Annotated in this window: 21 protein-coding genes, 1 tRNA gene and 1 pseudogene; 9 read left to right on the top strand and 14 right to left on the bottom strand. The window is 73.4% G+C overall.

The features are described 5' to 3' along the window. Positions 1-80: 80 nt before the first annotated feature. From ACFWUZ_RS01665 to ACFWUZ_RS01650, 4 genes are all read right to left on the bottom strand, one after another. Positions 81-959: a carbohydrate ABC transporter permease gene (locus ACFWUZ_RS01665; RefSeq protein ID WP_384365301.1), complete on the bottom strand. Its 879-nt coding sequence runs from the start codon at positions 957-959 to the stop codon at positions 81-83. Further along, positions 956-1,990: a carbohydrate ABC transporter permease gene (locus tag ACFWUZ_RS01660; RefSeq protein ID WP_384365298.1), complete on the bottom strand. Its 1,035-nt coding sequence runs from the start codon at positions 1,988-1,990 to the stop codon at positions 956-958. The genes ACFWUZ_RS01665 and ACFWUZ_RS01660 overlap by 4 nt, the downstream gene beginning before the upstream one ends. A gap of 14 nt (positions 1,991-2,004) precedes the next feature. Continuing rightward, positions 2,005-3,339, bottom strand: coding sequence for an ABC transporter substrate-binding protein (locus ACFWUZ_RS01655; RefSeq protein WP_384365296.1), 1,335 nt, complete (start codon positions 3,337-3,339; stop codon positions 2,005-2,007). 333 nt (positions 3,340-3,672) lie between these two features. Continuing rightward, positions 3,673-4,080 (bottom strand): DUF3224 domain-containing protein, encoded by a 408-nt coding sequence (locus tag ACFWUZ_RS01650; protein ID WP_384365293.1) that lies wholly within the window; start codon positions 4,078-4,080, stop codon positions 3,673-3,675. A gap of 78 nt (positions 4,081-4,158) precedes the next feature. On the opposite strand from ACFWUZ_RS01650, the gene ACFWUZ_RS01645 reads away from it, so the two are divergent. Continuing rightward, positions 4,159-4,233, top strand: a tRNA-OTHER gene (locus ACFWUZ_RS01645). A 569-nt stretch (positions 4,234-4,802) separates the two neighbouring features. Here ACFWUZ_RS01645 and ACFWUZ_RS01640 read toward each other — a convergent pair. Then, positions 4,803-5,168 (bottom strand): hypothetical protein, encoded by a 366-nt coding sequence (locus ACFWUZ_RS01640; RefSeq protein WP_384365290.1) that lies wholly within the window; start codon positions 5,166-5,168, stop codon positions 4,803-4,805. Positions 5,169-5,357: 189 nt separating this feature from the next. On the opposite strand from ACFWUZ_RS01640, the gene ACFWUZ_RS01635 reads away from it, so the two are divergent. Next, positions 5,358-5,828: a universal stress protein gene (locus ACFWUZ_RS01635; RefSeq protein WP_384365287.1), complete on the top strand. Its 471-nt coding sequence runs from the start codon at positions 5,358-5,360 to the stop codon at positions 5,826-5,828. A 78-nt stretch (positions 5,829-5,906) separates the two neighbouring features. On the opposite strand, the gene ACFWUZ_RS01630 is transcribed toward ACFWUZ_RS01635, so the two are convergent. Both ACFWUZ_RS01630 and ACFWUZ_RS01625 read right to left on the bottom strand, forming a co-directional pair. Beyond that, positions 5,907-6,863 (bottom strand): serine/threonine dehydratase, encoded by a 957-nt coding sequence (locus tag ACFWUZ_RS01630; protein WP_384365284.1) that lies wholly within the window; start codon positions 6,861-6,863, stop codon positions 5,907-5,909. A gap of 22 nt (positions 6,864-6,885) precedes the next feature. Further along, entirely contained in the window at positions 6,886-7,527 is a 642-nt protein-coding gene (locus tag ACFWUZ_RS01625) for a TetR/AcrR family transcriptional regulator C-terminal domain-containing protein (RefSeq protein WP_384365281.1), read from the bottom strand. Positions 7,528-7,759: 232 nt separating this feature from the next. Between ACFWUZ_RS01625 and ACFWUZ_RS01620 the strand changes: the two genes are divergently transcribed. The 3 genes and pseudogenes from ACFWUZ_RS01620 to ACFWUZ_RS01610 all read left to right on the top strand — a co-directional run bounded on the left by ACFWUZ_RS01620 (position 7,760) and on the right by ACFWUZ_RS01610 (position 13,994). Beyond that, positions 7,760-9,451 (top strand): ricin-type beta-trefoil lectin domain protein, encoded by a 1,692-nt coding sequence (locus ACFWUZ_RS01620; protein WP_384365278.1) that lies wholly within the window; start codon positions 7,760-7,762, stop codon positions 9,449-9,451. Between the two features lie 87 nt (positions 9,452-9,538). Next, entirely contained in the window at positions 9,539-11,866 is a 2,328-nt protein-coding gene (locus tag ACFWUZ_RS01615; protein WP_384365275.1) for an alpha-N-acetylglucosaminidase, read from the top strand. Between the two features lie 506 nt (positions 11,867-12,372). Next, positions 12,373-13,994, top strand: a pseudogene (locus ACFWUZ_RS01610) (molybdopterin-dependent oxidoreductase). Positions 13,995-14,127: 133 nt separating this feature from the next. On the opposite strand, the gene ACFWUZ_RS01605 reads toward ACFWUZ_RS01610, so the two are convergent. Continuing rightward, a complete protein-coding gene (locus tag ACFWUZ_RS01605) occupies positions 14,128-15,375 on the bottom strand; it encodes a cytochrome P450 (RefSeq protein WP_384365272.1) in 1,248 nt (415 codons plus the stop codon). 136 nt (positions 15,376-15,511) lie between these two features. Between ACFWUZ_RS01605 and ACFWUZ_RS01600 the strand changes: the two genes are divergently transcribed. Beyond that, complete coding sequence (locus tag ACFWUZ_RS01600; RefSeq protein WP_384365268.1) at positions 15,512-16,435, top strand: SDR family oxidoreductase; 924 nt, start codon at positions 15,512-15,514, stop codon at positions 16,433-16,435. Here the strand turns inward: ACFWUZ_RS01600 and ACFWUZ_RS01595 are convergent. Next, a complete protein-coding gene (locus ACFWUZ_RS01595; protein WP_384365265.1) occupies positions 16,426-17,163 on the bottom strand; it encodes a class I SAM-dependent methyltransferase in 738 nt (245 codons plus the stop codon). The two genes, ACFWUZ_RS01600 and ACFWUZ_RS01595, sit on opposite strands and share 10 nt — an antisense overlap. Positions 17,164-17,393: 230 nt before the next feature. Next, positions 17,394-18,164, bottom strand: a complete 771-nt coding sequence (locus tag ACFWUZ_RS01590; protein ID WP_384365262.1) for a TetR/AcrR family transcriptional regulator — start codon at positions 18,162-18,164, stop codon at positions 17,394-17,396. A gap of 94 nt (positions 18,165-18,258) precedes the next feature. On the opposite strand from ACFWUZ_RS01590, the gene ACFWUZ_RS01585 reads away from it, so the two are divergent. Together ACFWUZ_RS01585 and ACFWUZ_RS01580 are read left to right on the top strand one after the other, a co-directional pair. Then, a complete protein-coding gene (locus ACFWUZ_RS01585; protein ID WP_384365259.1) occupies positions 18,259-18,687 on the top strand; it encodes a VOC family protein in 429 nt (142 codons plus the stop codon). Continuing rightward, positions 18,684-20,951 carry an ATP-binding cassette domain-containing protein gene (locus tag ACFWUZ_RS01580; RefSeq protein ID WP_384365255.1) on the top strand — a complete coding sequence of 756 codons (2,268 nt, stop codon included), beginning with the start codon at positions 18,684-18,686 and terminating at the stop codon, positions 20,949-20,951. Before ACFWUZ_RS01585 ends, ACFWUZ_RS01580 begins: the two co-directional genes overlap by 4 nt. 52 nt (positions 20,952-21,003) lie before the next feature. On the opposite strand, the gene ACFWUZ_RS01575 is transcribed toward ACFWUZ_RS01580, so the two are convergent. Continuing rightward, positions 21,004-22,068: an enoyl-CoA hydratase/isomerase family protein gene (locus ACFWUZ_RS01575; RefSeq protein ID WP_384365252.1), complete on the bottom strand. Its 1,065-nt coding sequence runs from the start codon at positions 22,066-22,068 to the stop codon at positions 21,004-21,006. A gap of 36 nt (positions 22,069-22,104) precedes the next feature. Between ACFWUZ_RS01575 and ACFWUZ_RS01570 the strand changes: the two genes are divergently transcribed. Then, the gene (locus ACFWUZ_RS01570) at positions 22,105-22,665 is read left to right on the top strand and encodes a dihydrofolate reductase family protein (RefSeq protein ID WP_384365249.1); all 561 of its coding nucleotides are present in this window, start codon (positions 22,105-22,107) and stop codon (positions 22,663-22,665) included. A 27-nt stretch (positions 22,666-22,692) separates the two neighbouring features. Here the strand turns inward: ACFWUZ_RS01570 and ACFWUZ_RS01565 are convergent, their stop codons facing one another. The 3 genes from ACFWUZ_RS01565 to ACFWUZ_RS01555 all read right to left on the bottom strand — a co-directional run bounded on the left by ACFWUZ_RS01565 (position 22,693) and on the right by ACFWUZ_RS01555 (position 24,610). Next, positions 22,693-23,139 (bottom strand): ATP-binding protein, encoded by a 447-nt coding sequence (locus ACFWUZ_RS01565; protein ID WP_384365245.1) that lies wholly within the window; start codon positions 23,137-23,139, stop codon positions 22,693-22,695. 66 nt (positions 23,140-23,205) lie between these two features. After that, a complete protein-coding gene (locus tag ACFWUZ_RS01560; protein WP_384365242.1) occupies positions 23,206-23,580 on the bottom strand; it encodes an STAS domain-containing protein in 375 nt (124 codons plus the stop codon). A gap of 181 nt (positions 23,581-23,761) precedes the next feature. Further along, positions 23,762-24,610, bottom strand: a complete 849-nt coding sequence (locus ACFWUZ_RS01555; protein ID WP_384365239.1) for a peptidoglycan recognition family protein — start codon at positions 24,608-24,610, stop codon at positions 23,762-23,764. Between the last annotated feature and the right edge of the window lie 209 nt (positions 24,611-24,819).

Below are 24,819 nucleotides of genomic sequence, written 5' to 3'. Positions count from 1 at the left end.
GACGGGAGCGAAGGCCGGAGGCGGGTCGAGGGTCAAGACGAGGACGAGGACGAGGGCCGGAGGCGGTGCGGGGGGGCGGCTCAGAGTTTGACGGCTCCCCCTCCCACGCCCTTGAAGAAGAAACGCTGGAGGGCGAAGAACAGGAGCACCATCGGGACGAGCGCGGCCATCGCCCCGGCGGCGACGAGCCGCTGGTCGTTGACCGTGGTCGCGCCGGCCAGGGACTTCAGGCCGAGCTGCAGCGTGTAGTGGTCGCTGTCGGTGAGGACGAGCAGGGGCCAGAGGAAATCGTCCCAGGCGCCCATGAAGCTGGTGATGCAGACGACGGCCAGGGCCCCCTTCGCGGCGGGAAGGAAGACCCGGGTGAAGCGGGTCCATTCGCCCGCGCCGTCCAGGACCGCTGCCTCCTCCACCTCGCGCGGCACGGCGAGGAAGGCCGCCCGCATGATCATGATGTTGAGGACGGAGACGGCTCCGGGCAGCCAGACCCCGATGAGGGTGTCGACCAGCCCCATCTCCCGGACCGTGAGGAACATGGAGATCATCACGGACTCGAAGGGGAACATGAGCGTGGCCACCAGCACGGTGAACACGGTCTTGCGGCCCCTCCACCCCGCCCGGGAGAGGGCGTACCCGCCCATCGCGGCGAAGAGCAGGTTCGAGGTCACGGCGAGCACGGCGACGGTGAGGGTGTTGCCGACGTACTGGAGCAGCGGGAACGATTCGGCGACCCGGACGTAGTTGTCGAGGGTGGGATGCGCGGGCAGCACCCCGTCGTACACGTTCTCGGTGCGGCCCCGGATCGACGTCAGGAACTGCCAGACGATCGGGCCCAGCATCACCACCAGCATCGAGGTCAGCGCCGCGTACCGCCAGGCCAGTGCGGCCCGGCGGCGCCCGTGCCCGGTGGCACGGCGGGGCCCTGCGCCCTTCGCGGGGGCGTCGGCGGGGGTGCTCAACTCTCGTCTCCCTTCGACAGGCGGCGGCCGAGCAGGCTGAAGACCAGCGTCAGGAGGAACAGCAGCATGGAGATGGCCGAGGCGTAGCCGGTCTCGCCGGAGAAGCCGAGGCCGACCTGCCGGATGAGGAAGGGCAGGGTGCGGGCGCCGCCGCCCGGGCCGCCGCTCTCGCCGCCGAGGATGTAGATCTCGGTGAAGACGCGCAGCGCGGAGATGGCCGAGAGCGTGCCCACCAGCAGCATCATCGGCTTCACCTGGGGGACGGTGATGCTGAAGAAGCGCCGCACGGCCCCGGCGCCGTCGAGGGCGGCCGCCTCGTGGAGGGAGGCGGAAACGTTCCCGAGGGCCGCCAGGTAGAAGACCATGTAGTAGCCCAGGCCCTTCCACACCGTCACGATCATGGCGGAGACCAGCAGCATCGTGCTGTCGGTGAGGAAGGGGACGGGCTCGGAGACGAGGCGCAGCTCCTGGAAGACCGTGTTGACGAGGCCGTCGCTGCGCAGCACCCACTGCCAGATCAGGCCGACGACCACGGCCGAGGCGATCACCGGGGTGTAGAAGGCGGAGCGGAAGAACCCGATGCCGGGGACCTTCGCCTGTACGAGCACCGCGAGGGCCAGCGGGAGGAGGACCAGGCAGGGGACGACGACCACGAGGTAGAGCACGCTGTTGCCGGTTGCGACCCAGAAGTCCGGATCGGCGAGCGCGCGGCGGTAGTTGTCGAGGCCGACGAAGGTGCCGCCGCGCAGGATCTGGGCGTCGGTGAGGGAGAGGACGACGGTGTTGACGAACGGCCAGATGCTGAAGACCGCGACCATCGCCAGACCGGGGGCGAGGAAGAGGTAGGGCGTCCACCAGGTGCGGTGGGGCAGCCCGGCCCCGGCCTCGTCCGCGCGCCGCGTCCGTGTCGCCCGCCGCGCCCACCGTGCCGGCCGCGCCCGCCCCACGCCCCGTGCCCGCCGGGCCTCCCCCGTCCGCCGCGCCCGCCCCTTCTCCGTCCCCGTCTCCGGCTCCGTGTCGGGCTGCGTCACCTGGCGTGCCTGCGTCACTTCGCGGCCGCGTCGGCGAGCAGCTTGTTGGCCGCTTCCTGGGCCTTGCGTACGGCCGTACGGGCGTCCTGCTCGCCCGTGATGGCCCTCTGCATCTCGCGTACGACGGCGTCACCGACCTGGTTGGTCCACTGGACGGGCGTGTTGGCGTCGAGGGCCGCGGTCTTCAGCTGCTCGGATCCCACCGCGCGGGCCACGGTCTCCGCGTCCTTGCCGTCGCCGCGGTCGGAGAAGTAGGGGTCGGCGAGGCCCTGGGCGTTGGACGGGTAGATGGTGGCCTTCTTGGAGAACTCCACCTGGTTGGGGCCGTTGGTCACCCACTGGGCGAACACAGTGGCGGCGTCGAGGTGTTCGGTGTCCTTCCGGATGCCGAGCGACTGGGCGTAGATGCCGATGTGGCCGAGCTTTCCGGTGACGGCTCCCGCGACCTGGGTGTCCGCGTAGACCTGCGGGGCGTTGCGCTTGATGTCCTTGACGAAGCCCGGGGAGCCGGGACCGAAGACGAGCTTTCCGCCGCCGTACAGCTGGTTGACGTCGTCGGACGTGAGGAGGGACTCCTTGGGCATCGCACCCTTGGCGTAGAGGTCCTTCATCCGCTCGACCCATTCGACCGCCTTGTCGGTGTCGAAGGTGAACCGGTCCTGCGCGCCGTTGAGGATCGGGATGCCCATCTTCTGCCAGTCCCCGGGGAGCCGGCCCTTGGGGTCGGCCATGAAGGCGGCGTACTGGCCGCCGGACGCGGCCGCTATGCGGTCGGCGTAGTCGAAGAACTGCTCGACGCTGGTCGGCGGCGCGTCCGGGTCCAGGCCGGCCTTCCGGAACAGTTCCCGGTTGTAGGTGAGGATCTCGGGGGTCACGTACCAGGGGTAGGCGAACACGCCGTCGCCCTTGCCCGGCAGCTTGAACTGCTCCCACGCGCCGGGGACGTACTCCTTCGCCTGTCCGGTGTCGAGCGCGGCCACGTCGGCGAGCATGCCCCGGTCACCGAGGAGCTGGAAGGAGTCGGTGGAGAGGTTGACGACGTCGGGGAGGGTCCCGGCCTGGGCGTCCGCGACGAGCTTCTCGTTGTAGCCGTCGCCCGGGACGTCCTCCCACGTGACCTCGGCCTCGGGGTACTTCGCCTCGAAGGCGTCGATCACCCCCTGGACGTAGGAGGTGTACACGGGCTTCAGCTGGAGAGTTCTGAAGGTGATCTTCCCGGCCACTCTGCCGGTCCTCTCGCCCTGCTCGCTGTCCGCGGCGCCGCCGCTGAGGCCGCACGCGGAGGCCCCTAACAGGACGCCGGCCACGAGCCCGGCACCAGCGATACGGGTCAGGTTCGAACGAGTCATCCTCGCCGCCTTCGCAGAAGTCCGGCCTCGTTGCCGGAGGCGGTGCACACGCTCGCCCGAAATCGGGACCGCGTCAATGAGGCGAAAGGGACGCCTGCCGGCGGCTGGCGGGTACCGAATGGCGCGAGGGACCGGAGCAGTGCGCGAAAGACCCGATCGGTACGGCGTGGAACTGGGCTGATGCGCTTTAGTGCGAAGCCCGGCGAGGCCGGTATCGATTCGATAACGAAGCCGGTCGAGGGGGGAAATCGACTCCTTGTCGACCGTCCGCGCGGCCGCGCACTAATGCGCTTTACCCCGCACCCGGTGAAACCGGTTTACCTACCGCAGGTTTCAGCCGATCTCGTAGTCGAACCAGATCCGGTGCGTGCCGTCGGAGTCGACCGCCATCCCACCGGCGCCGGAGATCCCGGCCAGTTCGCCGGTGCCGCTGGAGGGCACGATGGTGAAGAACTCGGCGGTGCGGTCGCTGCCGGAGGTCGTCGCCGAGTGCGCGAAGTTGAAGGCGCCGCTCCGCCCGTCCAGCGAGCCCTCGAAGGACTCCATCGCCACGTACGTGCCGACCCCGGTGGTCTGGTCGAACGCGGAGGTGAACAGGGTCGCGGAGCGGCCGGCGACCTCGCCCCCGAAGCGCTTCTCCATCCGCGCGACCCCCACCGGGGTCCCGGTGGGCACGACCGGGTCCGGGCCCAGTTCCGTCGGGGTGAAGGTGTGGACGCTGAACGTGCCGGCAGCTCTCATACGGCTGATCGTATCGACGCGGGCCGAGCGCGTCCCGGTTTGTGCGAGCGGCGTTCGCACGTCGGGATTTCGCCGTCGCGGCGTGCAGGGCAGCAGCCAGAGCACCGGTCTCAGAACCGGAGGACGCGGGGGCAGGACCTGCCACGCCGGCCATGGACGAGAACGATGCACGGCAGCCCCCCGCAGGTGACGCCTCCTGCGCGGAGGTCTTCGCGTACTGCCTCACGGACGAAGGTCCCGGCCGGCTGGGGTCCTTGCCGGACAGCGGGCGGTACGTCCTGAATCGCCGACGCGCAGGAACCGGTCCGGTTCGCCCGGTTGTGCGCCGGGCGTGCCGGGCTCACGGACCTCACGCAGCTACCGGACCCGGACGGCCGGCAGGCCGTGCGGGCCCGGCGGCCCACGCCTCGGTCGCGGAGCAGTCCCCGGATCCTCACCACCGGCGGGCTCGCCACGCCGGTCCGCCGCGTCGGCATCGCACCACGACCGGGCTGGGACGGCGTGGCCCGGGGCTCCTTCAGCGCCGCGGCCCGCAGGTCCGCCCCGGCCGCCGCGGCCGACCGCGCCTGGCGGGCGCTGCTGTTCCGCCTCTCCCGGTGCACCGACCGGGAGCAGGCCTCCGTACTCGCCTGGATCGACGAGCACACCGCCCGCCTGCCGTCCGACGCGGCTGCCCGCCCCCGCTCCACGGATCGCCGCCCTCCGCCGGACGGTGGCGGCTGCTACTGCATGGGGTATTCGGCCTTCTGGGCGAGCTCGGCGTCCTTGAAGCAGAAGCGGAAGACGGTTTCCTTGCCGGCCTTGGGGTCACCGCTGGAGACGTACCAGGCGCAGGTGCTGCCCTCGGGCTCGGCGGGGCCGCCCTCCTTGAGGACGCCCTTGACGAAGGTGTCGCCGGAGGGGAGCTTCCCGCGGACCTCGCTCTCCGCGTCGCCGGTCTGCACGGCCTCGAAGACCTTGGGGTCCACCAGCGTCTTGTCGGCTATGTCGAGGACCTTCCCCATGCCGAAGACCAGGGCCACGAGGAGGCCGATGCCCACCACCAGTGCCACGCCGCAGCCGATCAGACAACCCTTGCGCTGTGCCACGCCCGTTCCTCCATGTCGTGCCGTGTCCGGCGCCGTTCACCGTGACACTCCGACCTTCGCCGGAACGGGGGCGGGCGGGCTGCCCTCCAAAGTCTTCGGCCGTCGCGACGATCGTCGTACGAGGTCGGCGCCTCCCTCCGGGTATACATGGAGAAGATCGACTATTCGGGCGAAGCGAGAGGAACCACCGTGACCGAGCGCCCCATCGAGCCTCTGATCGTCGTCGGCGTGGACGGGTCGAACCATTCCCGGCGGGCCCTGCGCTGGGGAGTCGAGCAGGCCAGGATGACGGGCGGCCGGGTGCACGCCGTGATGGCCTGGGAGTGGAACCGCAACCCGTTCGCGATCGGTTCGGCAGCCTCCCTGACCGCCGAGGAGGAGGTGGTCACGGTGGAGGAGGCGGCCAGGAGGAAGCTGGCCGACACCGTGGCCTCGTCCGTCGGCACATCGCCCGGCGTGCCGGTGTTCCGCCGCGTCGAACAGGGCTCCCCCGCCCAGGTACTGGTCGACGCCTCCAAGGAGGCCGACCTGATGGTGGTCGGCACGCGCGGGTACGGAGGTTTCAAGGGGGCCCTGCTGGGGTCGGTGAGCCAGCAGGTGGTGCAGTACTCAGCCAGCACGGTCGTGGTCGTCCGGGAGGGCGACGAGGCGGACGACTGAGACGACGGCGTCGACGGAGGCGGCGACAGCCGGGGCAACTGGGACGGCTGACGGAGCATCGGCCCCGCCGGGAGATTCCTAGGACACGGCCGTCGCCAGGTCGGCCGGGTCCGTGTTGGCTCCGCAGAGGATGACGGCGACCCGTTCGCCCGGCGGCCGAGGCGCACCGCGCAGCGCCGCCAGGGCGGTGGCCGCGCCGGTCTCGACCACGATCCGGTGCTCCTCCCACAGGGCGCGCCGGGCGGCGGTGATCGCCGTGTCGGGGACCAGCACCGACTCGGCGCCCCCCTGCTGCGCGGCCCTCAGCGCGTCCGCCGAGACCCGGGTGGCGCCCAGCGAGTCCGCGGCCACCGAGTCCACGGCGACGTCCACGGGCCGCCCCGCCGCGAGGGCCGCGTTCAGGGCCCGGCAGTTCTCCGGCTCGGCGGCGACCACGCGTACGCCGTGCTCGCGCGCGGCGGTGGCGACCCCGGCGAAGAGGCCGCCGCCGCCCACGGCGACGACCACGGTGTCCAGGCCGGGCAGTGCCGTCCGGATCTCGTCGAGCAGGGTCCCGGCGCCCGCCGCGATGAGCGGGTGGTCGTACGCGTGGCTGCTGAGGGCCCCGGTGTCGGCCGCGAACTCCTGGCAGGCGGCCAGCGCTTCGGCGTAGCGGTCGCCGACGAGGCGCACCCGGGCCCCGTATCCGCGCAGCCGTTCGACCTTCACGTGGGGGGCGTTGGCGGGCAGGAACACGGTGGCGGGCACGGCCCGCGCGCGGGCCGCCCAGGCGCAGGCGAGGCCCGCGTTGCCGCCGGAGGCGATGGTGACGCCTGCTGCGGGGAGGCTGCCGGCACGGTGGTGGGCGGTGAGGAAGTTGAGGGCGCCGCGGGCCTTGAAGGACCCGGTGTGCTGGAGGTGCTCCAGCGCGTACCAGGTCCCGCCGGCCGGACCGCCTGCGGGGACCACGGCGGGGACCACGGCGACGGGCCGCACCCCCGCTGCGATCCGGTCGGCGGCGGCGCGCACGGCGGCGTAGTCGAGCTGCTGTTCCATGGTCGGACTGCCTTTCAGACTTTCAGACGGCGGGCCGGGCGGCCGTGATGAGCTGGCGCAGCGCGCCGTAGTACACCTCGTGGTCGGTCAGCGGCGGCAGTACGTCGGCCAGCCCGCCCGAGAGCACGGGGAACCGCTGCGGATCCAGCGCGGCGAGCGCGGCGCGGGAGGCCTCGGTGGCCCCGGCCGGGTCCCGGTGGTCCACGAAGGCCGCGCTGCCCAGGGTGAGCAGGTACATGCGGCGGTAGACGGTCATCGCCTCGGCGGCGGTCATCCCCGCGGCCACGCTGTCGGCGAGGGCGGGCTCCACGAGCCGGGCCAGCAGCTGCCGCCCGAGCCAGGGCCGGCCCCCGCGCAGCACCAGCAGCCCGGGGTGGGCGGTGAGCAGCCGGTATAGGGCGGTGAAGCGCAGCTCGGTGGCCTCGGCCCAGTCCGTCCCGGCGGGGACCTCGGGCAGTTGCGCGGCCAGGTGTTCGGTGCACAGGTCCAGCAGTCCGGCGAGGTCGGTGCAGCGGCGCTGGACGGTGGCGTGGGAGACGTCGAGCCGGTCGGCGAGGGCCCGGAAGCTGAGGGCCCCGGGTCCCTCCTCGTCCAGGATCCGCAGGGCGGCGGCGGCGATGGCCCCGGGTGTGGCGCGGTCGAGGGCGGCTGATCTCCTGGGCATGAGATACACCGTATCAGCCGTTGTATCTCCGTCCCTCGCGGTACGACACGGCACCGGCCCCGCCCCAGGTGACGGCGCGCACGGCCCGTCACCCCTTTCGTGTGACGTCGACTACGGCCATATTGCTGGTCATCGACTGATAACCATCGACTTGTGTTGACAGTGGGTAATCGCACCGCTGCACTGAGCGCACCACTGCCTCGGAACGCCCGCCCCCCGTCAAGGAGACTCCGTGCCGCCTCGCCTGCGTGCCTCGCTCCCCTGCCTGACCGCGGCCGCCCTGCTCGCCCTCGCGCTCGCTCCCGCCCCGGCGGCGGCCGAGCCCACCGCGACCTCGGACACCCCCCTCGCGCTCACCCCGCCCATGGGTTGGAACAACTGGGCGCACTACATGTGCGACATCGACGAGGCCAAGGTGGTCGCGAACGCCGACGCGCTCGTGTCCACCGGGCTCGCCGCCAAGGGCTACGACACGGTGACCGTCGACGACTGCTGGATGACGAAGAGCCGGGACGCGCGGGGCAGCCTGGTCGTCGACACGCATAAGTTCCCGCGCGGCATGGCCTGGCTCGGCGAATACCTCCACGCCAAGGGCCTCAAGTTCGGCATCTACCAGGACGCCGGCTCCCTGACCTGCGAGAAGTACCCGGGCAGCGGTGCGCCCCAGGGCGGTGGCGCGGACCACTACCTGCAGGACGCCCGGCAGTTCGCCTCCTGGAAGGTGGACTACGTCAAGATGGACGGCTGCAACCTGTGGGTGCCCGAGGGCACGACCAAGGAGCAGGCCTACCGGGACGCCTACAACGCCGTCGCCGGGGCGCTGCGCGCCAGCGGGCGCGACATGGTGCTGTCCGCCTCCGCCCCCGCCTACTTCCAGCAGGGCGAATGGGGCAGTCCCGACTGGCACAAGGTGCTCGGCTGGGTCGGCGAGACCGGCCAGCTGTGGCGCGAGGGCCGGGACATCAAGGTGTACAACCCGGCCGCCCCCGCCACCTCGCGCTGGAGCTCGGTGACGGGCAACTACGGGTACAACCGCTGGCTCGGCCGGTACGCGTCGCCCGGCAACTGGAACGACCCCGACTTCCTGATCGCCGGCGCGCCAGGGCTGACCGCGGCCGAGAGCCGCAGCCAGGTCGCGCTGTGGGCGATGATGGCGGCCCCCTTCATCCTGTCCTCCGACGTCTCGGCGCTCACCCCCGAAGGCCTCGCCGCTCTCGGGAACACCGATCTGATCGCGCTCGACCAGGACCCGATGGGCCGTCAGGGCGCGGTGGTCTCCTCCAACGCCACCTTCGAGATCCTGGTCCGGCCGCTCGCGAACGGCGACCGCGCCGTGGCCGTGCTCAACCGCTCGGCCCGCGACCGCGACATCGCCGTACCGCTGGAGGAGCTCGGCCTCCACGGATGCGCGACCGCCGGGGCCAAGGACCTGTGGACCGGGCAGCGCCGGGAGGTCTCCGGGACGCTGACCGGGAGGGTCGGCGCGCACGACACCGGCGTCTGGCGGCTCACGCCGGGCGGCTGCACCGAGGCGGTGCCCACCGGGCAGATCGTCGGTGACGGCGCGAAGTGCGCCGACGGGGCCAACACCACCGGTGTCGGGGCAGTCGTACTGGCGGCCTGCACGGGGGCTGCCGACCAGCGCTGGATCCTGGGCGACGACGCCCGCCTGCGGCTCGCCGGTGACTGCCTGTCGGCGGGCGAGGGCGGCCTGGTGGAGCTGGCGGAGTGCGCGTCCCGGGAGGACGAGCAGCCCGGCCAGCGCTGGACGCACCGCCGGGACGGGGCCCTGGTCGACGAGGCGAGCGGGCGGTGCCTGACCGCTCCCGCCGCGGCGGCGGCCCCGGACGCCCCCGCCGAGCGGCTGCGGCTGGCGGCCTGCGGCGACCACCGGGTGGACCAGGCCTGGTCCCTGCCGGTCTGACGGCGCAACGACGGACGGCGGCCGGCTGCCGGGCACGAGGGCAGCCGGCCGCGAACAGCCCACGGCGAGCGAACGGATGAGGACCCCATGACACCCAGGCCGCGGACCCGCCCGGTCGTCCGCGCCGCGCTCCCCGCGGTGCTGCTGACCCTCGCCTGCGCCGGCCCCGCCCCCGGGGCCGCGACCCCGGCCGCGCCCCCGCCCGCACCGGCCGACGTGCGCGGGACCGCACCGGCCGGCGTGCGCGGGACCACAGGGGCCCTAGCGCCCGCAGCGGCGCGAACCGGCGCGCCGCGCCCGCGCACCTTCGACACCGCGCCCGCACGAGCCGCGCTGGGGCGGCTGCTCCCCCGGCACGCCGGACAGTTCACCCTCGTTCCCGACCCGGCCGCCGCGGCCGACACCTTCACCGTGTCCGGCACCTCCGGGGCCCTCACCGTGCGCGGGAGCACCGGGGCCACGCTGCTCACCGGGGTGGGCTGGTACCTCCAGCACGTCGCCGGGGCCGACATCGGCTGGCCCGGCGACAGCCTCGGGATGCTCCCGGCGACCCTGCCGGGCGTCCCCGCGCCGGTCACCCGCCGTGCGGTGGTCCCGCACCGGTACGCCCTCAACGACACCGACGACGGGTACGCGGGCCCGTACCGCTCCTTCGAGGAGCACCAGCGGCAGGTCGACCTGCTCGCCCTGCACGGCATCAACGAGGTGTTCGTGCAGGTCGGCGCCGAGTACCCGTACTACCGGGCGCTCCAGGACTTCGGCTACTCCGCCGAGGAGCTGCGGAAGTGGATCCCCGGCCCCGCCCACCAGAGCTGGTGGCTGCTGCAGAACCTGAGCGGCTTCGGCGGCCCGGTCTCCGAGCGGCTGATGCGGGAGCGGGCGGAACTGGGCGGGCGGATCGCCGAGCAGCTGCGCGGGCTCGGCATGACCCCGGTGCTGCCCGGCTACTTCGGCACCGTCCCGCCCGGCTTCGCCGCCCGGAACCCGGGCTCGGTCACGGTGGCGCAGGGCGACTGGGCGGGCTTCGACCGCCCCGACTGGCTGGACCCCGCCTCCCCGGCGTTCGGGAAGCTGGCCGCCGCGTACTACGCGCAGCAGCGGGCCGTGTTCGGGGACAGCACGATGTACCGGATGAGCCCGCTGCACGAGGGCGGCCGGACCGGGTCGGTGGACGTGAAGGCCGCCGCCGGGGCGATCCAGGACGCCCTGCACGCGGCGCACCCGGGCGCGCTGTGGGCGGTACTGGGCTGGCAGGACGATCCGACCGCGGAGCTGCTCGCCGGGGTGGACACCTCGAAGCTGCTGATCCTGGACGGGCTGTCGGACCGCTACAACCGCCTGGACCGCGAGACCCGGTGGGGCGGGGCCCCGTACGCCCTGGGCACCATCTACAACTTCGGCGGGCACACCACGGTCGGCGCCAACACCTCCGTGTGGATCGAGCGGTTCGGCCCCTGGCGGGCGAAGGGCAACAGCGCGCTCACCGGCATCGCCTACCTGCCGGAGGCCACCGGGACCAACCCGGCCGCCTTCGACCTCTTCACCGATCTGGCCTGGGAACCGGGGAACGTGGACCAGCGGGCGTGGTTCGCCGCGTTCGCCGCCCGCCGGTACGGCCGGCCCGACGCCGCGGCCTCGGCGGCCTGGGAGGAACTGCGCAAAGGTCCGTACAGCACCTCCTCGGGGCTGTGGTCGGAGTCCCAGGACAGCCTCTTCACCGCCCGGCCGAGCCTGACCGCGGCGGGGGCGGCGTACTGGAGCCCCAAGTCCATGCGCTACCCGGCCGATTCGGTACGCAGGGCCCTGGACCACCTCCTGGCGGTGGATCCCCGGCTGCGCGGATCGAGCGCCTACCGCTTCGACCTGGTGGACACCGCCCGGCAGGCCCTCGCGAACCACTCGCGGGTGCTGCTGCCGAAGATCAGGGCGGCGTACGAGGCGAAGGACCTGGCCCTCTTCCGCGAGCTGACCTCCCAATGGCACGAGGGCGAAAGGCAGTTGGACGCCGTCACGGGCTCCGACCCGAACTTCCTGCTGGGCCGCTGGCTGGGGGCGGCCCGCTCCGGCGGCGCCGACCGGGCCGAGCAGGACCGGTACGAGTACGACGCCCGCTCGGTCCTGAGCGTGTGGGGCGGCCGGGGCACCAGCGAAGGGGGCTTCCTCCACGACTACGCCAACCGTGAATGGAACGGCCTGATCAGCGAGTTGTACGCGCGCCGCTGGCAGGTCTACTTCGACTCGCTGGAGGACGCCCTGGTCCGCCAGGCCGCGCCGCGGGAGATCGACTGGCACGCCTTCGAGGAGGAGTGGGCACGGCGGACCACCCCGCACCCGAGCCGGCCGAGCGGGGACCCCTACGCCCTGGCCACCCGGATCGCGCAGGCCCTCCCCCCGGCAGCCGCACCGGCCCGCTGAACTACACCACGGGACGCGGCGACGACCAGCTGACGGGCGGATCGTCACCCTCCCGGGGGAATCTCGGTGCCCGTGCGGGGGAGAGCGCTCCGGGCGGGCTGCCTGGCGGGACCGCCCCGGAAATCATCGGGGCATGTCCGAGAGCGAACAGGAGCGGCCCGAGTCCGCGCAGCAGCGGCCGGCGGCGCCGGAGCCCGCTGCCCCCGACCGGTTAGGCGGCGGGCACGACGCGGGTCCGGTCGCCTGCGGGTGCACCACCGGGTCGCCTTTCGCCGACGGGGTGGTGGAGCTGCGCAAGCGCCGGGGGCCGGGCACCCCGAGTGCGGCCGCGGACCCGGCGCTGTGGCCGGAGCTCCTGGCCCGCCGGGCGGCGGACCGGGCCGACCGGCCGCGGACCTAGGCGGCGGTGGCCGGGGGCGACCCCGGCCGCACACGGGGCGACCGGAGCAACGGGGCGACACTGGAAGCGGGCCCTGCCTGACCGGACAGGGCGGAGGTGGCCCCTGATGGTGCGTGAGGCAGCGGATCTCCGGCGGCGGCCGTACCTGCTCGGCGCCGTCAGCGGGGTGGTCGCCGCGGGCGCCGGGCTGGCCCTGGCCGAGCTGGCCGCGGCCGCCGTGCGCCCCGAGGCCTCCCCCGTCACCGCCGTCGGCGGGGCCGCCGTCGACCGTACGCCGGCGGCCGTCAGGGAATGGGCGATCCGGCAGTTCGGCGCGACCGACAAACCGGTGCTGACGCTCGGGATCGTGGCCGTGCTGGCCGCCGTCGCGGTGGCGGCCGGTCTCCTCGCCGTCCGCCGGCTCCCCGCCGGGATCGCCCTCACCCGTGCCTTCGCGCTGACCGGGGCGGCCGCGGCGCTCAGCCGCCCGGAGGCCTCCTGGCGGGACGCCCTGCCATCGCTGGCGGGCGGGCTCGGCGCGGTCTGGATGCTGTACCTGCTGGTCAGGGGGCGGCGACCCGGTCCCGGCCCGCCGGGGCGCCGCCCGGCGGGACCTGGGTGACGGACCGGCGAGGCTTCGGCCGGCTGGTCGCCGCCGCACTGGCCGCGTCGGCCGGGGCGGGGCTCGCGGGGCGGCGCCTGGGCTCCCACGGTTCGGCGGGGGCCACGGACTCCCGGGCCCGGTTGCTCCTCCCGGCTTCCGACGTGCCCGCGCCGCCAGTGCCCGCCGGGGCGGACCTCCGGGTGCCCGGGGTGTCCCCCTTCCTCACACCGAACCGGGACTTCTACCGGGTGGACACCGCCCTGGTCGTCCCGCGCGTGGACGCCGGCGCCTGGCGGCTGCGCATCCACGGCGAGGGCGTGGCCAGGCCGCTCACCCTGGACCTGCGGGACCTGCTCGCCCGCCCGGTCGTCGAGCACGACGCCACCCTCACCTGTGTGTCGAACGAGGTCGGGGGCCCGTACGTGGGCCACGCCCGCCGGCTCGGCGTACGCCTCGCGGACCTGCTGCGGGAGGCGGGGGTGCGGCCGCCGTCCCGGGGCGGGCCGGCGGACCAGCTGGTGGCCCGCTCGGTGGACGGGATGACGCTGGGCACGCCCGTCGAGGCGGTCATGGACGGCCGGGAGGCGCTGCTGGCCTTCGGGATGAACGGCGAGCCGCTGCCCTTCGCCCACGGCTTCCCGGTACGGATGGTGGTGCCGGGCCTGTACGGATACGTCTCGGTCTGCAAGTGGCTGCGCGAGCTGCGGCTGACCACCTTCGACGCGTACGACGCGTACTGGGTGCGCCGGTCGTGGGCTGCGCGGGCCCCGGTCAGGACGCAGTCGAGGATCGACACCCCGCGCCCCTCCGCTGCCCTGTCGGCCGGCCGGGTGGCCGTGGCCGGGGTGGCGTGGGCGCAGCACCGGGGGATCTCCCTGGTCGAGGTGCGGGTGGACGGCGGCCCGTGGCAGCAGGCCCGGCTCGGGGCCGCGGACGGGGACGACACCTGGCGCCAGTGGGTGTGGCTCTGGGCGGCCGCCCCCGGCCGACACCGGCTGGAGGTCCGGGCCGCGGACCGCACCCGGGCCGTACAGACGGGCGAGCGCACCGGGACCGTCCCGGACGGGGCGACCGGCCGGCACGCGGTCACGGTGCACGTGGGCCGCGCACAAGGGTGGGGCACCTGCACCGCCTCAGCCGCCTGAGCCGGCATGGCGGACCGGCGGGTCGGCGGGTCGGCGGGCACGATGTCCAGACCTGGACCGGGATGTACCCCGACGCGCTGAACCCGCTGAGCCAGGGACCGCCCCGCCGGGCCCCCGCCGACCCGGCGCCACCTCATTCCCGTACGAGGCGGACCGGCAGGGCTTCGACGCTGTTGCCGATGAAGCTGCGCTGGTGCGGGAGGCCGGCTCCGGGGAGCGCCAGGTCGAGGTCGGGGTAGCGGGTGAAGAGCCGCTCCAGGGCGATGGTCGCCTCCAGCCGCGCGAGCGGGGCGCCGAGGCAGTAGTGCGCGCCGTGGCCGAAGGCGAGGTGGCGGGCGGCGGTGGGGCGGGTGACGTCGAAGCGGTCGGCGTCCGGGCCGTGGAAGGCCTCGTCGCGGCCGGCCGCGGTGTATCCGGCGAGCACCGGGGTGCCCCGGGGGATCACGGTGCCGCCGACTGCCAGGTCCCGGGTGGGGTACCGGAAGGGGAACCAGCTGACGGGGCCGTCCCAGCGCAGGGTCTCGTCGACCACGTCCGACCAGGTGGCCTTGGACTCCAGGACGAGGGCGAGCTGGTCCCGGTGGGTGCACAGGGCGCGAACCGCGTTGCTGATGAGGTTGAGGGTGGTCTCGTGGCCCGCGATGAGCATCAGCCGCATGGTGCCGATGAGTTCGGCCTCGCTCAGCCGGTCCCCGTCGTCCTCGCGGGCGGCGATCAGGGCGCTGGTGAGGTCCTCGCCCGGGTCCCGGCGGCGCGCGGCGGCGATGGTGCCCATCAGCGCGACGAGTTCGCGTACGGCGGCCATCGCCTCGGCCGGGGTGGTGTCGGTCGCGACGATCACCGTGTTGGACAGGTGGTGCAGCCGGACCCGGTGCTCGGGGTCCACCCCGAGGAGTTCGCAGATGACGCTCATCGGGAGCGGGAGGGCGAAGTGGGTGCGCAGGTCGGCGATCCCGTCGGGGGCCGCGGCCGCGGCGCGGCCGAGGTCGTCCAGCAGCGCCCTGGTCAGCTCCTCGACGCGCGGTCGCAGCCGTTCCACCTGGCGGGCCGTGAAGGCCTGGCCGACCAGGGCACGGAGCCGGCGGTGGTCGGCGGCGTCGGCGGTGTGCATGCCCTGGGCGTCGGCGAAGACCCGCAGCGGCCAGTCCCGGGGGATGCTGCCGTCGTGCAGGGCGGGGCAGTGCCGGGGGTCCTTGGCCACGTCGGGGTGGGCGAGGAACTGCTTGAGGGCCTCGTGCCCGAGGACCACGGCGCCGGGGACCCGTCCCGGGAGCAGGACGTCCGCGACGGCACCCGCCGCGCGCAGCCGGGCGTTGAGGGCGTGCGGGCAGCCGCCCGCCGGGTCGATCACGTGCGGGGGGCGGGTGGCGTCGCGCGACAAGCCCGTTCTCCTGACCTGGTGGACGAGACCCGGTCAACAGTGCCGCGTGGAGGGCGGGTTGGACAAGCCCGCGGGTGCGATGGAGTCGGCCGTGTCCCGCGTGCCGGGGTGGGGCGGGGCGTCGTAGGCTCGGGGCATGCCGGAATCACAGCGGACTCTTCGAGGCAAGGTCGCCCTCGTGGCGGGGGCGACGCGGGGTGCGGGCCGGGGCATCGCGGTCCAGCTCGGAGCGCAGGGCGCCACCGTGTACGTGTCGGGGCGCAGCACCCGGGGCAGGCGTTCGGAGTACGACCGGCCCGAGACGGTCGAGGAGACGGCGGAGCTGGTCACCGCGGCGGGCGGGCGGGGCATCGCCGTGGTCGCCGACCATCTCGTGCCGGAGGAGGTCGAGGCGCTCGTCGGCCGGATCCACGCGGAGCAGGGGCGTCTGGACGTCCTGGTCAACGACATCTGGGGCGGGGAGAAGCTCTTCGAGTGGGACAGCACGGTCTGGGAGCACGACCTGGACAAGGGCCTGCGGCTGCTGCGGCTGGCGGTGGAGACCCATGCCGTCACGAGCCATTTCGCGCTGCCGCTGCTGCTGCGCGAGCCGGGCGGGCTGGTGGTGGAGATGACGGACGGCACCGCCGACTACAACGCGACGCGCTACCGGGTCTCGTTCTTCTACGACATCGCCAAGTCCGCGGTCCTGCGCATGGCGTTCGCCCTGGGGCACGAGGTGGGGCCGCGCGGGGCCACCGCGGTGGCGTTGACGCCGGGGTGGCTGCGCTCGGAGATGATGCTGGAGCACTTCGGGGTGACGGAGGAGAACTGGCGGGACGCCCTGGAGAAGGTTCCGCACTTCGGCATCTCCGAGACCCCCTCGTACGTGGGCCGGGCGGTCGCGGCGCTGGCCGCGGACCCGGAGGTGTCCCGCTGGAACGGGCAGTCCCTGTCCAGCGGGCAGCTGGCCGGCATCTACGGCTTCACGGACCTCGACGGCAGCCGGCCGGACGCCTGGCGTTACCTGGTCGAGGTCCAGGACCCGGACCGGCCGGCGGACACCACCGGCTACCGCTGAGCGGGCCTGCGGAAGAGGGCCGTCCAGAGGAAGGGCTCGCCGAAGGCCGGGGAGGTGTCCGGCTCGTCGTGCATGCGGCGCAGTTCGATCTCGGTCAGGTCGGAGAAGATCCAGCGCAGCGACTCCGGCGTGTAGGCGAGCCCGCCGTCGAGTCGGGCCTGCCGGTAGAAGTCCGCGTCGGCACGCTCGGAGCCCATCGCTCCGGCGGCGAAGCAGGTGAGGGCGAGGTGGCCGCCGGGGGCGAGGGCCCGGTCCAGGAGGGCGCGGTAGCTGATGCGGCGGTGGGGCGGCAGGTGGTGGAAGCAGCCCGAGTCGTAGATCAGGTCGTAGGGTCCCTCCAGTTCGGCCGCGGTGAGCGCGAAGGCGTCGCCGCGGTGGAAGCGGATGTCGGCGCCGGCCGCGAGGGCGCGTTCCTGTGCCCAGGCGACGGCCGCGGGCGACAGGTCGACGGCGTCCACCTCGAAGCCGAGGGAGGCGAGGTGGAGGGCGTTGCGGCCCGGGCCGCAGCCCAGGTCGAGGGCGCGGCCGGGGGTGAGCAGGCCGCGGTCGAGCCAGGAGACCAGGTTCTCGTCCGGCTTCGCGACGAAGAACGGCACCTGCCGGGAGCGGTCCGCGTAGAAGCCGTCCCACCAGTCGGCGCCGCCGTCCGTCCAGCGGTCGGCCTCCGCGGCGAACAGCCCGTCCAGCAGGCTGAGCACATCGTCCACCGAGCGTATGTTCCGGTCCATGAACTCCCCTTTCCCGAGAGCTCGATCCTAGGCGAGCGCGGCACATGAGCCCAGGTCAGAGGCGATGTCCCGGTTCCACCGGAGGGCCTTGGGCGGCTCGCGGGGGGCCGTCGGCGGCCACGGCGGACCCGGCCCCCGCGACGGGCCCCGGCGGGCGCCCGTACGCCCGCCGAGGGCCTTCCCGGGGGCATTCCCGGGCGGGCCGGGGCGACTTCCCGGCGCCGGGAGCCTCAGGCCCGGCGGCCGGTGCGGGTCTCGATGAGCCGGGCCAGCCCGTCCAGGACGCACCGGAGGCCGAAGGCCCACACGGCCTCCGGGTCGTAGGCGCCGACGGCGCCGCCGACCCGGGTGCCGAGCGGGTACTGCTCGGCGTCCATGGCCTGCTCCAGCAGCGGGGCGCTGACGGCCCACCACTCCTCGTCGCTCTGCCGGCTGTTGTGGTCCGCGGCGTCGGCGGCGGCCAGCGCGTTGGCGTGGACGAAGCCGAGGAGGTGGGTGAGGGCCGCGTCCATCTCGGGGTCGGTGAGGCCGATGCCGTCGAAGGCGGCCAGCTCGTACTCGTACTTCGCGATCACCCCGGGCCCCAGGGGCGGGCGGGTGACGGACAGGTCGGCGAGCCACGGGTGGCGACGGAGCAGGTCGCGGTTGTCGTCGGCGACGCGCGTGACCTGCTGCTGCCACGGCTCCCCGGCGGGGGCGGGCCGGCGGTCCATGGACCGGTACGTGTCGTCCAGCATCAGGTCGAGCAGCTCGGCCTTCCCCGGCACGTACGTGTAGAGGGTCATCGGGGTGACGCCGAGGCGCTGGGCCAGCGCCCTCATGGTCAGTGCGGCGAGCCCCTGCTCGTCGGCGAGCGCGGTCGCGGCGCGGACCACGGCGTCCACGCTGAGGCCCTGGCGCGGTCCGCGCCGTCCGGGCTGCGGGGCCTCCTGCCCGGTCTCCCGCCACAGCAGTTCCAGCGTGCGGACGGGATCGCCCGCCCCGCTCCGGTCCTTCGGCATCTCCGGTCCCCTCTCGCGGCGATTAATTGACTACATCGTATAGAGTACAGCGTATAGAGTAAGCTCGAGACAGTCGCCCACGCGAGGAGCTCCCGTGCAGATCACCAGTACCGCCATATCCCTGAACGTCGACGACGTCCCCGCCTCGGCATCCTTCCTGGCCGGCCACTTCGGCTACGAGGAGGCTCGCGCGGCCGAGGGCTACGCCTCCCTCACCCGCCCCGGCGGCCCCGAGGTGATCTTCCTCCGGCGCGGACTGGAGGTCCTGCCCGAGGGCTTTCGCGACCAGCACGCGGGCGGCCTGATCCTGGCCTTCACCGTCACCGGTCTCGCGGCCGAGTACGAGCGGCTGCGCTCCGAGGGCGTCACCATCGCCATGGAGCCGCGCGAGGAACCCTGGGGCGAGCGGCTGTTCCAGGTCGCCGACCCGAACGGCGTGATCATCCAGCTCGTGGAGTGGGCCGCCGAGGCCGCCGGCGAGCAGTCCCGTGACGGCATGGACGACCAGGAGCAGCGCGCGTGAACCGAGCACACCTCGCCGACGGCCACCAGGTCATCCAGGTCCGCGGCGCCCGGGAGAACAACCTCGCGGACATCTCGCTGGACATCCCCAAGCGCCGGCTGACGGTCTTCACGGGCGTGTCCGGATCGGGTAAGTCCTCCCTCGTCTTCGGCACCATCGCCGCCGAGTCCCAGCGCATGATCAACGAGACGTACACGGCGTTCATCCAGTCGTTCATGCCGAGCCTGGGCCGGCCGGACGTGGACGGCCTGCACAACCTGAGCGCCGCCATCGTGGTCGACCAGGAGCGGATGGGAGCCAACTCCCGCTCCACCGTGGGGACCGCCACCGACGCCTCCACCATGCTGCGGATCATCTTCTCCCGGCTGGGCACGCCCCACATCGGCACCTCCAGCGCCTTCAGCTTCAACGCGCCGGACGGCATGTGCCCGCGCTGCGAGGGCATCGGCCAGGTATCCGACATCGACGTGGACCAGCTGGTGGACCGCGAGCTCTCGCTCAACGAGGGCGCGATCACGGTCCCGGGCTTCGCCGTGGACTCCTGGTACTGGCAGGTCATGGCGAACTCCGGTTTCTACTCCCCCGACACGAAGCTCAAGGACTTCACCGAGCAGGAGTGGGCCGACTTCCTGCACAAGGCCCAGGTGAAGGTGAAGGTCGGCTCGAACAACTTCACGTACGAGGGGCTGATCACCAGGATCAGCCGTTCCTACCTGTCCAAGGACCGCGAGTCCATGCAGGCGCACATCAAGGCCTTCGTGGACCGGGCCGTGGTCTTCGCCGACTGTCCGGACTGCGCGGGCACCCGCCTGTCCGCCGCCGCGCTCTCCTCCCGCATCCAGGGGGTGAACATCGCCGAGTGCTCGGCGATGCAGATCAGCGACCTGGCCGCCTTCGTCCGCCGGATCGACGACCCGGGCGTGGCCCCGCTGCTCGCGAACCTGCGCGGGCTGCTCGAGTCGCTCGTCGAGATCGGGCTGGGCTACCTCAGCCTGGACCGCCCCTCCGGCACCCTGTCCGGCGGTGAGGCCCAGCGGGTCAAGATGGTCCGCCACCTGGGGTCTTCGCTCACGGACCTCACGTACGTCTTCGACGAGCCGACCACCGGCCTGCACCCGCACGACATCCAGCGCATGAACGACCTCCTGCTGCGGCTGCGCGACAAGGGCAACACCGTGCTCGTCGTCGAGCACAAGCCCGAGGTCATCGCCATCGCCGACCACGTCGTGGACCTCGGCCCGGGCGCGGGCACGGCGGGCGGGCAGCTCTGCTACAGCGGTGACGTGGCCGGGCTGCGCGCCTCCGGCACCCTCACCGGCCGCCACCTCGGGCACCGGGCGCGGCTGCGGAAGACGGTGCGCCCGCCGCGCGGGCACCTGTCCGTGAAGGGCGCCGACCTGCACAACCTCAAGGACGTCAGCGTGGAGGTCCCCCTGGGGGTGCTGACGGTCGTCACCGGGGTCGCGGGCTCCGGGAAGAGCTCCCTGATCCACGGCTACCTGGCCGGACGGGAGGGGGTGGTGGTGGCCGACCAGTCCCCTATCCGTGGCTCGCGCCGCTCCAACCCGGCGACGTACACGGGGCTGCTGAACCCGATCCGGACCGCCTTCGCCAAGGCCAACGGGGTCAAGGCGGCGCTGTTCAGCGCCAATTCGGAGGGGGCCTGCCCCCACTGCAACGGCCTCGGGCTGGTCTACACGGACCTGGCGATGATGGCCGGGGTGGCCTCGGTCTGCGAGAAGTGCGAGGGCAAGCGCTTCACTGCCGAGGTGCTGTCCTACCGGTTGCGCGGCAAGAACATCAGCGAGGTGCTGGACATGCCCGTGGCGGAGGCGCACGCCTTCTTCACCACGGGGCAGGCCCGGGCGGTCCTGGGCCGGCTCGCCGACGTGGGGCTGGGCTACCTGCGGCTCGGCCAGCCGCTCAGCACCCTGTCGGGCGGTGAGCGCCAGCGCCTCAAGCTGGCCATCAGCATGGCGGAGAAGTCCTCCACCTACATCCTGGACGAGCCGACGACGGGGCTGCACATGGCGGACGTGGACAAGCTCCTCGCGCTGCTGGACCGGCTCGTGGACGACGGGAACTCGGTGATCGTCATCGAGCACCACCAGGCGGTGATGGCCCACGCCGACTGGCTGATCGACATCGGCCCGGAGGGCGGACACGCCGGGGGCGAGGTCGTCTTCGAGGGCACCCCGGCGGCCCTGGTGGCCGGCGGCGACACCCTGACCGCCCGCCACCTGCGGGAGTACGTCGCCTCCTAGGCCCTGTCGTCACAGTGGCGCCTGGCCCGCGGTGCCACTTTGACGACAGGGCCTAGCCCTGCGGGAAGTGCAGTTCGCGACCGGCGCCCAGCGGGGCGAAGTGCCGTTCCACCTCGGCGTCGGTGACGGCCTCCAGCGCCGCGGGTGACCAGCGCGGGTTGCGGTCCTTGTCCACGACCTGGGCCCGGATCCCCTCCACCAGGTCGGGCAGGACCAGCGCGCGGCACGACACCCGGAACTCCTGGGCCAGCACCTCCTCCAGGGCCCCCAGGGCGGCGGCGCGGCGCAGGGCGGCGAGGGTGATCTTGAGGGCCGTCGGGGACTTGGCCAGGATCGTTTCGGCGGCTTCCTTCGCGGCGGGGTCGCCGTGGCGGAGCAGCCGTTCCACGATCTCCTCGACGGTGTCCGCCGCGTAGCAGTGGTCGATCCAGTGCCGCCGCCCGGCGAGCTCGCCAAGCGGGGGCGTGGCGGCGTACCGCGGCAGCACCTCGTGTACAGGTGCGGCGGCGAGGGCGGCGGTGAGGTCCTCCAGGCGGGCCGCGGGGACGAAGTGGTCGGCGAGTCCGCAGAGCACCGCGTCGGCGGCTCCCACAGCGGCGCCGGTGAGGGCCAGGTGCGTTCCGAGCCCGCCGGGGGCGCGGGCCAGCAGGTAGGTGCCGCCGACGTCGGGGACGAAACCGATCCCCGTCTCGGGCATGGCGACCCGGGAGCGCTCGGTGACGACGCGGACGCTGCCGTGGGCCGAGACGCCGACTCCGCCGCCCATCACGATGCCGTCCATCAGGGCGACGTACGGTGTCGGGCAGCGGGCGATGCGGGCGTTGAGCCGGTACTCGTCGTGCCAGAACCCCACGGAGGCCGTGGCTCCCGCCTTGGCGTCGTCGTAGATGGCCCGGATGTCCCCGCCGGCGCACAGGCCGCGCTCCCCGGCCCCGCGGATCAGGACCTGCTCGACGGCGGGGTCCCGCTCCCACGTGCTGAGGGCCTCGTCGATCCGCCGCACCATGGGGTGGGTGAGGGCGTTGAGGGCCTCGGGACGGTTGAGGGTGATCACCCCGGCCCGGCCCCGGATCTCGCACAGAACGGTGTTCCCGGCGCTGTCGTCTTCGGTCTTCACGTCGATCAGTATGTCCGCGCGGTAGCGTGAGCCGGTATGAGGAAGATCATTCTGTGGATGTCGGTGTCCCTGGACGGATTCTTCGAGGGTCCCGAGCGGCAGATCGACTGGCACCTGGTCGACGACGAGCTGCACCGGCACTTCAACGACCAGGCGCGGACGATCGGCGCCTTCCTGGAGGGCCGTGTGAGCTATGAGCTGATGGAAGGCTACTGGCCGACCGCCGACCAGGACCCCGCCGCCTCCGCGACCGAGGCCGAGTTCGCGCGCATCTGGCGGGACACCCCGAAGTACGTGTACTCGCGCACCCTGCAGACGGTCGGACCCAACGCCCAGATCGTCCGCGACGTCGTCCCGGACGAGGTCGCCGCCCTGAAGGCCGCCCCCGGCGGTGACCTGGTGGTGGGCGGGGCGGACCTCGCGGCCTCGTTCCTGCGCCACGACCTGGTGGACGCCTACCGGATCTACGTCCACCCCGTGCTCATCGGGCGCGGCCGGACGCTCTTCCCGCCGTCCGCCGCCCGTACGCCGCTGCGCCTCGACGGGACCCGCACCTTCGGCAACGGCGTCGTCGAGCTGCGGTACGAACGCCCGTAGGCGTGGCGGATCCGGGGGTCCGGCGTCTCAGTTCCCGGCCCGGCCGCGCTGCACCGGCGAGGGGCAGAGCACCTCCACCCAGACGCTCTTGCCACCCGGCCAGGGCTGCGATCCCCAGCCTCGGGACAGCCGTTCCACGATCAGCAGGCCGTGCCCGCCCGGCCGGCCGGGCCGGGGGACGCTCGGGCGCGGGGGCGCCGGGTTCCCGTCGGTCACCTCGATCCGCAGCCGCTCCTCCGTGCAGTCCAGCAGGAGTGCGCCCGGCCCGCCGCCGTGCAGGCAGGCGTTGGCCACCAGCTCCGACACCAGCAGGAGGACGTCCTCGGCGGCCTCCTGGTCCTCCCGCTGCCCGGCCGGGAGCCAGTGCCAAGCGGTCAGCGCCGTGCGGGTGAAGTCCCGGGCGCGCGTCACGACATCGGTGGCCCCGTCCAGTACCAGGTACCAGGTCCGGTCGGGTGACCCCCGCTCTTCCATGACGCTCAGGCTCCTCCGTGTCGACGCGGAGTCGTCTCCGCGTGTCCGCTTGCCGCGGGCCGGGGGCTAGGGGGGGTCCGCCGGACCCGGCTCGCCCAGCGCCGCCGCCACGTCGGCGTGCACGGGGAAGACCCCGTCCGCGCCGGTGATGCGGAACATGCGGGCGACCGAACCGTGCAGGCCCACCAGTTCCAGGCCCGCACCGGCCTCCTGTGCCGTGAGCCGACCGTGCAGCAGCACGTTCAGCCCGGTGGAATCGCAGAATCCCAGGTCCGTGAGGTCCACCAGCAGCAGGCCTCCCGCGGGGACCGAGGATTCCAGGACGTCGCGCAGCGGCTGGGCCGTGTCGTGGTCCAGCTCTCCCGCCAGCTCGACGACGACGGCTCCGTCCACCGTCCGCACCGCGACGGTGAAGCGCTCGCTGTCCGCTCCCGGAACCATCCGGCATCATCCTTCCGTTCTACTCGCCTCTTCCCGGAAGCCGCGGGGATACGCATCCGGGAAACGTGATGTGCGACACGCGGGACGGACTCCGTGGCGCAGGCGGGCGGGGCCGCCGTCCGCCCGGCCCGCGCGGCCGGCCGCCGTCGCGGGTCCAGGAAGCTCGTGCCGTTTGTGCCGGTCAGGGCCGGATCAGCGGGGGCCCGAGCGCGGCCCGAGGACCCGCTCCAGGGCGTCCGCGGGAAGGTACTCGGAGGGGCCCGGTCCAGCGGTGGCGGCCCTCCAGGCCGATGCTGTTCCACAGGTCCTCGCCCAGGTCGACGGGCGGGTTCGGGGCGGGGTCCGCCGCCGGGTCCTCGCCCAGCCTGGCGGCGACGTCCTGGCGCAGCCGCGGGAGAAGGGCGTACAGCCGGTCGCCGGGACAGGCCGTGTCGTTGAAGTCCCGGTGGCCGTGGATCTCCTCCGGGGACAGCCCGTACTGGCCGCAGACGTGCGCGCACAGCGCGACGAGGGCCTCGTACTGCTTCGCCGGCGGTTCCACGCTGGTGTAGGTGCCCTCGTTCTCGATGCCCACCGACACGTTGTTCTGGCCGACGCAGTGGGCGGAGCGGACCTGCCGGGCCCCCGCGGCCAGTTCGGCGAGACTGTGGTGCCGCCCTTCGGTGATGAACGCGCCGCGGCTGATGGTGAAGTGCTGGCCGGTGTCGATCCACCCCTGGGTGTCCATGTGGTAGTTCTGGATCGCCCGGGCCAGGGCGAAAGCACGTTGGCGGGTGTAGTCCTCCACGTTCGTGGTGGCCGTGTGGTGGACGACGATCCGCTGCGGCGGCGTGGAGAGGATGACCACGGGCTCGGCCGCGGGCCGGGCGCCCCAGGCCGCGCAGTCGAAGATCTCCGGGCCCGTCGCGGCCGAGGCGTGCGCGGCGGCGGTCCGCGGCCACACCGCCGCCGTCCCGAGCCCCAGCGCACCGGAGAGGATCGTGCGGCGGGTGACGCGCCGCAGCTGGGACGGGGGGATCTCGGCGCGCATGGGGAACTCCCTCTCACCGGCGGGGGACGACCGCGGCGGCTGCCGCGCACCCCGCCCAACGAGCGGACGATCAAGAGGCAACGTCCCTGCAACGCCGATGGAGCAGCCCGTAGGCCGAACGGACGCCACGCGTCGGCGGCGCGCGCGGGCGGGCCCAGGCAGGCAGGCGCGGGGGCCGGTCCCGTACGGCGCAGCTCAGCTCGGAGCGG

It is taken from the genome of Streptomyces sp. NPDC058646 (genome assembly GCF_042716875.1).
GTDB lineage: Bacteria > Actinomycetota > Actinomycetes > Streptomycetales > Streptomycetaceae > Streptomyces.
This window is presented reverse-complemented; position numbering and strand designations above follow the sequence as displayed.